The 12,048-nt window shown below is 72.0% G+C and carries 5 protein-coding genes; 3 read left to right on the plus strand and 2 right to left on the minus strand.

Annotation, left to right across the window (positions count from 1 at the left end; genetic code table 11):
* Positions 1-24 precede the first annotated feature (24 nt).
* The 3 genes from ACW9TB_RS07385 (at position 25) to ACW9TB_RS07395 (ending at position 6,767) form a co-directional block, all read left to right on the plus strand.
* Positions 25-4,203, plus strand: coding sequence for an AMP-binding protein (locus tag ACW9TB_RS07385; RefSeq protein ID WP_472747178.1), 4,179 nt, complete (start codon positions 25-27; stop codon positions 4,201-4,203).
* Entirely contained in the window at positions 4,184-5,713 is a 1,530-nt protein-coding gene (locus tag ACW9TB_RS07390; protein WP_472747179.1) for an MFS transporter, read from the plus strand. Before ACW9TB_RS07385 ends, ACW9TB_RS07390 begins: the two co-directional genes overlap by 20 nt.
* A gap of 244 nt (positions 5,714-5,957) precedes the next feature.
* Positions 5,958-6,767 carry a maleylpyruvate isomerase family mycothiol-dependent enzyme gene (locus ACW9TB_RS07395; RefSeq protein WP_472747180.1) on the plus strand — a complete coding sequence of 270 codons (810 nt, stop codon included), beginning with the start codon at positions 5,958-5,960 and terminating at the stop codon, positions 6,765-6,767.
* An 88-nt stretch (positions 6,768-6,855) separates the two neighbouring features.
* Here ACW9TB_RS07395 and ACW9TB_RS07400 read toward each other — a convergent pair whose 3' ends face one another.
* Together ACW9TB_RS07400 and ACW9TB_RS07405 are read right to left on the minus strand one after the other, a co-directional pair.
* Positions 6,856-11,061 (minus strand): molybdopterin-dependent oxidoreductase, encoded by a 4,206-nt coding sequence (locus ACW9TB_RS07400; RefSeq protein ID WP_472747181.1) that lies wholly within the window; start codon positions 11,059-11,061, stop codon positions 6,856-6,858.
* 412 nt (positions 11,062-11,473) lie between these two features.
* Entirely contained in the window at positions 11,474-11,983 is a 510-nt protein-coding gene (locus tag ACW9TB_RS07405) for a hypothetical protein (RefSeq protein WP_472747182.1), read from the minus strand.
* Between the last annotated feature and the right edge of the window lie 65 nt (positions 11,984-12,048).

Raw genomic sequence — 12,048 nt, forward strand, 5'->3', positions numbered from 1 at the left:
GGCCAGGCTCAGGGAGGGCGAGCGATGATCGAGGACGCGTATCCGCTGGCCGCGCTGCAGGCGGGGATGATCTACCACAGCGAGCTCGAACCTGACGGTCCCACCTACCACGACCTGATGACCATCACCCTGCGCGGCACCCCGGACGTCCCGGCGCTGACCGGGGCGCTGGCCGGGGTCGTGGCCAGGCACCCGGTGCTGCGCACCTCGTTCGACCTGACCGGGTTCAGCGAGCCGTTGCAGCTCGTCCACGACACCGCGACCATCCCCCTGGAGGTCGCCGACCTACGCGGGAGCGGCTCTCGGGAGAAGCTGGCGGCGTGGCGCGAGGCCGAGAAGCACACCGGGTTCGACTGGTCGTCACCCCCGCTGCTGCGGGCGTACGCGCACGTGCTGGACGACGACGAGTTCGCGCTGAGTCTCAGCTTCCACCACGCCGTCCTCGACGGGTGGAGCGTCGCGGCGCTGGTCACCGAGCTGCTGAGCCGCTACGCCGCGAACCGCTCACACGGCTCGTACGAACCCGCCGCGCCTCGGGCCCTGTTCAGGGATCTGGTGGCGGCCGAGCGGGCCGCGACGGGCTCGGAGGCGGCGCGGGAGTTCTGGCGGGAGCGGGCCGAGGACGCGCCGGAGAGCCGCCTGCCCCGGCTGCCCGGGTTCCCGTCCGGCGGGCCGCGCGCCGCCGAGGTGATCGCCGTGCCGGTACCCCACGAGACGGTGACCGCGCTGGAGCGGCAGAGCCGCGAGCTGCGGGTCCCGCTGCGCACGACCCTGCTGGCCGCGTACGTGACGGCGCTGGGCCTGGTCACCGGCGAGCGGGAGGTCATGACCGGCGTCCTCAGCCACGGCAGGCCGGAGACCGAGGGCGGCGGCGAGGTGCTGGGGCTGTTCCTCAACACGCTGCCCCTGCGGGTCCACCTCGACGCGGGCGACCGGGCCGAACTGGTCAGGCGGGTCTTCGACGCCGAGGTGGCCGCGGTGCCGTACCGGCGCTACCCGCTGTTCGAGATCCAGCGAACCGCGGGCCGCTCGCCGCTGCTGGACACCCTGTTCGACTTCCGGGACTTCCACGTGTACGGCGGGCTGACCGGTGACGGCGTGACGATCACCGGGCAGGAGTTCTTCGAGCAGACCGACATGCCGTGCACGGTGGCCTTCGTCCGGGTACCCGGCGGCGGCCTCACCCTCACGGTCTCCTACGACACCTCCCAGTTCCCGCCGGAACAGATGGAGTCCCTGGCCGGGCGGGTGATCGACGCCCTGACCGGCGAGCCCGGCGTGGGCAAGGCGGAGAACGAGGCGATCGACCGCTGGAACGCCACCGGGCGCGAGCACCCGGGCGGCACGTTGCACGGCCTGTTTTTCGAACGGGCGAGGCTGACGCCCGACGCCCCGGCCGTGGGTTTCGAGGGCTCGTGGACCACCTACCGCGAGCTGGCCGGGCGGACCCTCGCGATCGCCGGGGAGCTGCGCCGCGCCGGGGTGTCACGCGACCGGCCGGTGGGGGTGCTGCTCGAACGGAGCGCGGACCTGCCCGCCGCGCTGCTGGGCGTCCTCGCCGCCGGGGGCGCCTACCTGCCGCTGGAACCCGGCCACCCGGCCGGGCGGGTACGGGGCATGCTCGACGACGCGGGCGCCTCGGTGCTGCTGACCTCCGCCGACCTGGCGGACGAGGCTCCCGGGGGTACGCGGGTCGTCCTGCTGCCCGCCGCCTCGGAGGTTTCCTCTGAGATCTCTTTACGGGAGGACCCGCCGGACTCGCTCGCGTACGTGATCTTCACCTCGGGGTCGACGGGAAGGCCCAAGGGCGTCGGGGTGTCGCACCGGGCGATCGTCAACCGGCTGCGCTGGATGCAGGAGACGTACGGGCTCACCCCGGCGGACCGGGTTCTACACAAGACGCCGGTCTCGTTCGACGTGTCGGTGTGGGAGCTGTTCTGGCCGCTGGTCACCGGCGCGGGACTGGTGGTGGCCAGGCCGGGCGGGCACTACGAACCCGGCTACCTCACCGAGCTGATCGGCGGCGAGGGGGTCACCACGGCGCACTTCGTGCCGTCCATGCTGGACCCGTTCCTCGACACCCCCGGCCTGGAGGCCCTCGGCGTCCCGGACGGACCGGCTGCCAACGAACCGGGCACGGACGGGCAGGCTGCGAACAACCCGGGGGCGGGCCGCTTGGTCGTGGACGGGCCAAATGGGGACGAGCCGGTCCCGAGCAGGCCGGACGCGGACAACCCCGCTGTGAACCCGGGCACCGGCAACCTGCGCAGGGTGGTGTGCTCGGGGGAGGCCCTCCCCGCCGACCTGGTACGACGCTTCGCCGAGCGGCTTCCCGGCGTGGAGCTGCACAACCTCTACGGGCCGACCGAGGCCGCGGTCGACGTCTCCTGGCACCGGTGTGACCCCGCCGAGCAGACGGTCCCGATCGGCCGCCCTGTCGACAACACCCGCCTTGAGGTGCTCGACGAGCGGTTCGGGCGGGCGCCCGTGGGCACCCCGGGGCAGCTGTTCATCGGCGGGGTCCAGCTGGCCCGCGGCTACCTGGGCCGCCCGGCCCTCACCGCCGAACGCTTCGTCCCCGACCCCTACGGCCCACCCGGCTCCCGCCTGTACGCCACCGGAGACCGCGCCCGATGGCGACCCGACGGCGAACTCGAATACCTCGGCCGCCTCGACACCCAAACCAAGATCCGCGGCATGCGCGTCGAACCCGGCGAGATCGAGGCCGCGCTGCTCGCCGAGCCCGAGGTCCGCGCGGCGGCGGTCGTCGCCGACGGCGACCGCCTGATCGGCTACGTGGTGACCGTCGAGGCGGGCGACGACGAGACGACCGGCGCGGAGGCGCGTACGGACGGGAAACCTCACGCGAACGCGGAACCCGGCGCGCGACCCGAAACGGGCACGAACCCCGGACAGGGCGCGCGACCCGAAACGAACGCGAACCTCGAAAAGGACCTACAGCCCGGCACGAACGCGGACCCCGAACAGGGCACGCGGCCCCGGACGGGGCCGGTGGTCGACTGGCGGGCGAGGTTGCGGGCCACGCTGCCCGACCACATGATCCCGTCGGCCTGGGTGACGCTGGAGGAGCTCCCCCTCACCTCCAACGGCAAGCTGGACAGGAGGGCACTGCCCGCGCCGGACCCGGTGGGCGCGGACGGATTCCGGGTGCCGCCGAGGGACCCGGTCGAGGGGCGGGTCGCGGCGATCTGGGAGGAGTTGTTCGACGTCCCGATGGTCGGGGTGTTCGACGACTTCTTCGACCTGGGCGGGCACTCGCTGCTGGCGCTCCGGCTGGCCGTGCGAATCAGGCAGGAGTTCGGCAGGGAGCTGCCCGTGGCGACCGTGCTGGCCTCGCCGACCGTGGCGGGCCTGGCGGACGTGCTGCGCCGCCCGGAGGACCTGGGCGAGCAGCGGGTGGTGACGCTCAACGCGGACGGCGACCGCACCCCGATCGTCCTGGTGCACGCCCTGGGCGGGCAGGTCTTCCGCTACCACCCGATGGCCCGCAGGCTCGGCCCCGACCAGCCCGTCTACGCGATCGCGGCCAGCGGGCTGGCGCCCGGCGAGGACCCGCACACCACCATGGCCGACATGGTCGAGGACTACGTCGACCGGCTGCGCGCGGTCCGTCCCAGCGGGCCGTACGTGCTGGGCGGGTTCTGCATCGGCGGGAACATCGCGATGGAGATGGCCAGGCGGCTGCGCGCCCTCGGCGAGGACGTCCCGCTGCTGGTGCTGTTCTACTCCGACGCGGACGAGCCCGTGATCACCAGCTCGCTGGAGGACGACGCCTCGCTCATGACCCACGCGCTGGCCGGAGGGCCGCTGGAGACGGGCGGCGCGGAGTTCGCCGGGCTCGGCCCCGAGGAGATGCTGCTGGCGGTCATCGCGGCCGCCGGGCGGGAACAACGCCTGGCGCCCGACACCGCCGACGTCGAGCAGGCCCGGCGCTTCCTTCGGGTGTTCCGGGCCAACGCCCACGCGGTCGGCCGCTACCGGCACGAACCGTACGACGGTGACGTGGCGCTGTTCGCCCCCGCCGGTGACCGGCCCGATCTGGGCTGGAACGGCGTGGTCAAGGGAAACCTCGCGATCGAGGCGATTCCCGGCGAGCGCGTGGTCATCCTGTTCGAACCCCTGGTCGCCGAGGCGGCCGCCAAGCTGAGGAGTTGGATCGACCATGGCGTCACCGGACACTGAGAGCACCCGGAGCGCGGGGAGCACGGGGCCGCCACAGAGCACCGGAAGCACCGGAAGCACCGCGACGGCCGGGACACCCGGAACGGCCGAGGGTGCCCGGAGCACCGGGAACGGCGAGCCCGCCTCGGGCCCCGAGGTCCTCGACCTCCCCCGGAACACCCCGGAAGCCCCCGAAATCCCCGGCACCCCCGGTACCCCCGAGACCTCCGAAGGCCCGGCAGACCCCGGCGCCCCCGGGGGCGAGAAGCGGCCCGAGGGAGCCGACGACGACGGCAGTCTCTGGCGCAACCAGGACTTCCTGCGGCTGTGGACCGGCCAGACCCTCTCCCAGTTCGGCTCGCAGATCTCGTACGTGGCGATCCCGCTGATCGCCGTCGTCACCCTGGGCGCGAGCGCGACCGAGATGGGGATCCTGGGCGCGCTGGTCCGGCTGCCGATGCTGGGCTTCCTGCTGTTCGGCGTCTACATCGACCGGATGCGCAAGCGGCCGGTGCTGATCTGGTCGGACCTGGGCCGGGCGGCGGTGCTGGCCCTGGTACCGCTGCTGTACGTGATGGACAGCCTCACGCTCGGGGTGCTGTACGCGGTCGTGTTCGTCCTGAGCCTGCTGTCGGTGCTGTTCCAGGTCGCGTACCGCTCCTACTTCCCGTCGCTGGTCCCGCTGCGGCACCTGGGTGACGGCAACGGCAAGCTGCAGCTGAGCGAGTCGCTGGCGCAGACGGCCGGTCCCGGCGCGGCGGCGGCGCTGATCAAGGTGGTCGCCGCGCCGCTACTGATCATGATCGACGTGCTCTCCTACCTGTTCTCCGCGATCGCCATCCTCCTCATCCGCAAGCGCGAGGAGGTGCCCACCCCGGACGACGAGACGGCCGGGAGCGTGCACCGGGCGATCTGGGCGGGCTTCCGGTGGGTGATGGACCAGCCGATGATCCGGCCGCTGGCCATCGCGAGCGGGCTGTACTCGTTCTTCGTCATGGGCGCCATGCAGTCGATCTACGTGCTGTTCCTGCTGCGGGGCGGGCCCGACCTGCCGGTGGAGTGGGTGGGCATCGTCATGGCGACCGGCGGCGTCGGCGCCATCCTCGGCGCGACCCTGTCGGTACGGACCATGCGCCGCATGGGGATCGGCCCGACACTGCTGTGGAGCACGATCGTCGGCAACTGCGCGCTGCTGCTGGTGCCGTTCGCGTCGGGACCGGTCTGGCTGGCCGCCGGGATGCTCGGTCTCTCCCAGTTCATCGTCTGGGCGAGCAACCAGGTCTTCTTCGTCAGCAACATGACCCTGGTGCAGTCGATCACCCCGCCGCACCTCCAGGCCAGGGTGATCGGCACGATCTACTCGCTGGGACTGATCCCGGCCCCGCTCGGAGCCCTGGGCGCGGGCCTGCTCGGTGAGACCCTCGGTCTGCGCCCGGCCATCCTGTTCGCGGTGGTCGCCGGAGCCATCCTGCCGATCCTGCTGCTGGTCTTCTCCCCGATCCCGAAGGTGAAGGAGATCCCCGGCACCTGAGCGGGCGCGACGGGCACCCGTCCCCGGACGCGACCGGCACCCGGGCCCTGTCGGTGGCGGGCGCGCGACCGGCACCCGTCCCCGGGCTATCGGGGACGGGTGCCGGTACGGGAGAGGATGATGGTAAGCCAGGCGGCAGCGGGCACGATCGGGAGGAGACCCCGGGTGGCCGCCCGGCTCGATCGTGACGGCTCACGCCGTCTCCATCCCGTCTCCACCCCGTTCCCATCCCGGCAGGAGAACCATGACCACGCTCGCCGACAGGACCATCACGGCTCTGCGTACCAACCATGACGAGCTGGCGGCCTTCGTCCGAGGTCTGGACGCCGCCGACCTCACCCGCCCCTCGGGCTGTTCGGAGTGGACCGTCGCCCAGGTGCTCAGCCACCTCGGCAGCGGCGCCGAGATCGGCCTGGCGACGCTGCGCGCGGCGCAGAACGGCCAGGACGCCCCGGGCCAGGACTTCAACCACCCCGTGTGGGACCGCTGGAACGCGAAAGCCCCCGGGGAGCAGGCCGAGGACTTCCTCACCGCCGACGCCGACATCGTCGCGGCGTACGAGAGCCTCGACGCCGACGCCCGCGAGCGGCTGCAGATCAAGCTGGGATTCCTCCCCATGCCCGGCAGCGTCGCACTGGTGGCCGGGATGCGCCTGAACGAGGCCGCCCTGCACGCCTGGGACGTCAGGGTCGCCTTCGACCCCAAGGCCACCGTCGCGCGGGACGCCGCCGGGGTGCTGACCGACCTGTACGCCGGGCCGCTCGATTTCATGATCGGTTTCATCGGCAGGTCGGACGGCCTGGACCCGCGCCTGGCCACGACCCTCCGGGTCGAGACGACCGACCCCGAGCACGTCCTGGGACTCACCCTCGGGGAGACCGTCGGCTTCAGCGAGGCGCCGGAGCCCGCCGACGTCACCCTGACGCTTCCCAGCGAGGCCTGGGCACGCCTGCTCGGCGGCAGGCTGGCCCCCGAGCACACCCCTCCGTCGGTGACCGTCACCGGCGACGGCGTCACCCTGGACGACCTCCGCCAGGTGTTCCCCGGCATCTGACGACCACCCGGCCCTCCGCTGCCCTTCCGCCCGGACGATGGATCCCGGCCCATCGCGGCCGGGACACCGGGCGAGGGTGGCAGGAGCCTCAGTACACGTCGCGTACGTAGCGCCTGCTCGTGGACAGATGTTTGACGTAGAGGGCGGCCTCGTCGTCGCCGAGGCCGCCGTGGACGGTGGCGATCTCGCGCAGGGCCAGGTCGACGTCCTTGGCCATCCGGCTGGCGTCACCGCAGACGTACAGGTGGGCGCCGTCCTGGAGCCAGGACCAGAGCTTGACGCCGTGCTCGCGCATGCGGTCCTGGACGTAGACCTTGGCGCGCTGGTCGCGGGAGAAGGCGAGGTCCAGCCGGGTCAGCAGCCCGTCGCGGCGTGACGCGTCGAGCTCGTCGCGGTAGTAGAAGTCGGTGGAGCGGCGCTGCTCGCCGAAGAAGAGCCAGTTGCGGCCGGGGTGCCCCAGCGCCCGGCGCTCGTCCAGGAAACCGAGAAAGGGCGCGACGCCCGTACCCGGGCCGATCATTATCATCGGCGTGGCCGGATCCGACGGTGGGCGGAAGTGCCTGGTGCGCTGGACGAAGACGGGTACGGGGGTGCGCTCGGGGCTGTCCGCCAGGAAGGACGAGCACACTCCCCTGCGCGCCGTGCCGCGCGGGTTGTCGAAGCGGACGACCGAGACCGTCAGGCGCACCCGGTGGGGATCGACCAGCGGGCTGGAGGAGATGGAGTACAGGCGCGGCTTCAGGCGCTTGAGGACGTCCGCCCACTCCTGGGCCGTGGCCCGGACCGGGAGTTCGCCGACCACGTCGACGGCCTGGCGCCCCCAGGTCCACTTGGCCAGCTCACCCCCGTTGCCCGAGCGCAGGAACCTGGTGAGATCGCGGTCGCGGGTCCGGTCGGCGACGAACCTGAGCAGGCCGGGAGTGATCCTGGTGATCTCCAGGTGGCCCCGCAGCGCCTCGCCGAACGGGAGGGAGCCGACATCGGGGATCTCGACGGTGTCGGCGGGGTCGAGACCGGTCACCGCCAGCCATTCGGCGACCAGGCCGGAGCCGTTGACCGGCAGCACCCCGAGCGCGTCACCGGCCCGGTAGGTCAGCTCGCCGCCGGTGTCGAAGGTGAACTGCCGCACCTCCTTCGCCGACCCGGGCAGGCTGAGCAGCCGGTTACCGGTCAGGAGGGCGCCGAACGGCGATCCCCTGCCGGACCCGGCCGACGACTCGGCCCCCGAACTCATCGCGAACGGAACTGGAGGCTCGGCGAGAACAGAAGGCTCGTTGAGAACGGGAGGCTCGGCGAGCACAGAGGACTCGGCAAGGACAGAGGGCTCGGCAAGCACGGAAGACTCGGTGAGGGTGGTGAGCAACCGCTCAAGCCAGCCGAGTGCCCGCGAGTGGTCGTCGGGCTCACAGTCCACGCGGGGTGCCAGACGCAGGGCGCCCAGCTCTTCGAGGCGCCGGTCGAGCCGTCGCCCGTGACCGCAGAAGTCGTCATAACTGGAGTCCCCGAAGGCGAGTACGGCATAGCGCACGCCGTCGAGCCGGGGTGCGCCGGACCCGATGAGGGCCTCCCAGAATCCGACGCCGTTGTCGGGGGCCTCGCCGTCACCGAAGGTACTGGAGATGACGAGCAGGTCCGCGCCACGGGGAATGCTGTCCGGGGCGCAGTCGGCCATGCTGACCAGCCGGGGGGCCCGCCCCGCGCCGGTCAGCCGGTCGGCGCTGGCGGCGGCGAACTCCTCGGCGTTCCCGGTCTGGGAGGCCCACAGGACGACGATGTCCCGTACCGGCGACACCGGATCACCGGTCGCTCCCCGAGGTGACGGCGCGAGGGTACGGGAGAACATCCCGGCCAGCACCCCGTTGATCCACAGGGCGTGGGCGGGATCGACCGGGGCGTGCTCCGGCAGGACCGGCACGGCCGTACCGGGGGACGCCGTAGCGTCGAGGTCGGGTGCCGCGCTGTCGAGGGCGGACAGGAAACCGGCCAGGTAGTGGCGTTCGTGGTCGGCGAGCACCGGCGGCGTCAGATCGGCCACCCCGAGCAGCCCGGCCAGCGCGGCGATCCGGGCGGACCCGGCGTACTCCGGAACCGCGTCCCCCAAAGCCCCCGAAGACACCGAAGACACCGACGGCGCCTCGGAGGCGACCCTGGTGAGGGAGACCGCGCACACCTTGAACTCGGGCTGGAAGGAAATGGGGTCGACGGCGTCGCTGGTGACCGCGTTGACGCTGAGGTACTCGCCGAACAGGTCGTTCCAGTGGAACGGCGCGAAGCAGTTGCCCGGCATGACCCGGTCGGTCAGGCGGGCGGGCAGCACGGCCCTGCCGCGCCGGGAGGCGATCTCCACCAGGTCGCCCTCGCCGATCTCGCGCTCGGCCGCGTCGTCCGGGTGGATCTCGACGAAGGGCCCGGGGTTGAGTTTGTTGAGCTTGGCGACCCTTCCCGTCTTGGTCAGGGTGTGCCACTGGTGCTGCAGCCTGCCGGTGTTGAGGACGAACGGGTAGGCGTCGTCGGGCAGCTCGGCGGCGGGCAGGTACGGGCGGGGGAAGAAGGCGGCCCGGCCGCTCGCGGTGGCGAAGGCGAGGCGCGGGCGGCTGCCGTCCGGCCGGGTGAGCGGGGTCTGGCTGACGCCGTCGTTGAGGTAGCGCACGGGGTTGCGGGCACCGCCGCCCGGCGGGCTCGGCCACTGGACGGGGGTCTCGCGCAGCCGCTCGTAGGTGACACCCCGCAGGTCGTAGCCGGTCCCGGGATTCCACGCCCGCTTGATCTCCTCGAACACCTCCTCCGCGCTCTCGTACGAGAAGGCGTCTTCGAAGCCCATCTCGCACGCGACGCGGGCGATGATCCGCCAGTCGGGCAGCGCCTGTCCCGGCGGTTCCACGGCCTGCCGGAGCAGGGTGAGGTTCCGCTCGGAGTTGACCATCACGCCTTCGGTCTCGGCCCACATGGCCGCGGGCAGGACCACGTCGGCGTAGGCGTTGGTCTCGGTGGCGGCGAAGACGTCCTGGGTGACGACGAACTCGGCGGCCTCCAGGCCCGCGATGACGGTCCTGCGGTTGGCGACGCTGGCGACCGGGTTGGTACAGATGATCCAGCACGCCTTGATCTCGCCCTCGGCCATGCGCGAGAACATCTCGACGGTCCCCTGGCCGACGTCGGTACGCAGGGTGCCGGGCGGCAGGTTCCACAGTTCCTCGGTGAAGAGGCGATCCTTCTCCACCAGCACCGAACGCTGGCCGGGCAGGCCGGGCCCCATGTAGCCCATCTCGCGCCCGCCCATGGCGTTGGGCTGGCCGGTCAGGGAGAACGGGCCGCTGCCGGGGCGGCAGATCGCGCCGGTGGCCAGGTGCAGGTTGCACAGCGCGTTGGTGTTCCAGGTGCCGTGCGTGCTCTGGTTGAGCCCCATCGTCCAGCAGCTCATCCACTCCCCCGCCGCGCCGATCCACTCGGCCGCCCGGCGCAGGTCGTCCTCGGGGATGCCGGTGAGGGCGGCGACCGTCTCGGGAGGATAGTCCCGCAGGAACTCCGGCATCGCCTCCCAGCCGTCGGTGTGTTGCTCGACGAACTCGTGGTCGACGTGGCCGCCCTCGACCAGCAGGTGCAGCAGCCCGTTGAGCAGGGCGAGGTCGGTGCCCGGCCTGACCCGCAGGAACAGGTCCGCCTTGTCGGCGGTGGCGGTACGGCGGGGATCGACCACGATGAGCCTGGCACCGGCCTTGACCCGGTCCAGCATCCGCAGGAACAGGATCGGATGGCAGTCGGCCATGTTCGCGCCGATCACGAGGAACAGGTCGGCGCGGTCGAAGTCCTCGTAGGAGCCTGGCGGGCCGTCCGACCCCAGCGACAGCTTGTAGCCGCTGCCCGCGCTGGCCATGCACAGCCGGGAGTTGGACTCGATCTGGTTGGTGCCGACGAAGCCCTTGGCGAGCTTGTTGGCCAGGTACTGCGCCTCCAGCGTCATCTGGCCCGACACGTAGAACGACAGCGCGTCCGGCCCGTGCTCGTCCAGGATCCGCCGCAGCCGCCGGGCGGTCTCGCCGATCGCCGCGTCCACGCTCACCGGCGCGGGCTCGGCGCCCCGGTCCGGCCTGACCAGCCCGCTTTCGAGGCGGCCGGGGGCCGCGAGCATGTCCGCGGTGGTGGCCCCCTTGGTACACAGCCGACCGGCGTTGGCCGGGTGACTCCTGTCACCGGAGGCCCTGACGACCCGGCGCCGCCCGTCCACCTCCAGCACGATCCCGCAGCCGACACCGCAGTACGAGCAGACCGTCTTCACCGTCTCTGAGGCCGTCATGGGTCCCTTCTCCGTGAGCGGGGCCTGTGGCGGACCGGGGACACCGAAGCCGCACCGGGCGGATCCAACGACGGAAACATAAGAAACAGGCGTTACACAGACGTCACAGACGCCCACGCCCGGCTGTTACATCCCCATCACCGCCGATCTCCCCCGGCCACGCGCGGGCGCCTTCGACGTACACCCGGACGTCGACCGGCACGAAACCCGGAAGGAGTGTCCCCCTGAGGACCTGGTAGAAGTCGCGAACCTGGGCGACGTTGTGGCCTTCCGCGATTCCAAGAACCCCGGCGGCCCCGCGTCGCCTCCTCGGTCAGGGCCGGAGCCGGAGGGGTGACGGCGTCACCCCTCCCCGCGCCGGACGAGGAGGGGTCCGCGAAGCCCGAAGACACAGGCCTGCCTGAGCGTGGCGTCACATCGTCCGGGGCGGCCAGAGCTGCATCCGGTAGAGGTCGACCTTGATGACATCGGCCGGAAAGTCGGGCTCCTCGGTGTTGACCAGGAGCCTGGTCGACACCCGGGCCGACCAGGTGCTGTCCTGCTCACCCGTGTCGAACTCCAGGTACTCGTCGTCTGACGCGTACGGGTCCCCGTAGTCCTCGGCGATGCCGATCAGGCCGGTGCGCAGGTGGAGGCGGCCTTCCCACATGCGTTCCCAGGAGGGGAGCGGGTCGGGCTCGGCGTCCCAGACCTCGTAGCGGACGTGGATCGGCCCACCCCGTAAAAGTTCGTCCCCGGGGTGGACCGCGCTGGTGATGCTGACGCCGTTGGGCCCCGCCCCGATCCTGGGGAGCGTATGCCTCATGCCGTCGCCCGGCGAGGGGCTGCCCATGGGAACGCCGTCCTTCATCTCGGTGATGAGAAAGCCGGAGCCCGACCAGATACGCAGGCTGTCGAGGGCGCTCGCGCGAAGGACTGCCATGGGAGCCCCGCCTTCCGGTGATGGGAGAAGGGCCCCGGCGCGTTCCGCGCTGACACGCGCCGGGG

Source organism: Streptosporangium sp. H13245 (genome assembly GCF_055690525.1).

What these genes read in the sequence shown, in the direction of transcription:
- ACW9TB_RS07400 (WP_472747181.1), bottom strand. Translation starts at nt 11,061, where the DNA reads ATGACGGCCTCAGAGACGGTGAAGACGGTCTGCTCGTACTGCGGTGTC.
- ACW9TB_RS07395 (WP_472747180.1), top strand. Translation starts at nt 5,958, where the DNA reads ATGACCACGCTCGCCGACAGGACCATCACGGCTCTGCGTACCAACCAT.
- ACW9TB_RS07390 (WP_472747179.1), top strand. Translation starts at nt 4,184, where the DNA reads ATGGCGTCACCGGACACTGAGAGCACCCGGAGCGCGGGGAGCACGGGG.
- ACW9TB_RS07405 (WP_472747182.1), bottom strand. Translation starts at nt 11,983, where the DNA reads ATGGCAGTCCTTCGCGCGAGCGCCCTCGACAGCCTGCGTATCTGGTCG.
- ACW9TB_RS07385 (WP_472747178.1), top strand. Translation starts at nt 25, where the DNA reads ATGATCGAGGACGCGTATCCGCTGGCCGCGCTGCAGGCGGGGATGATC.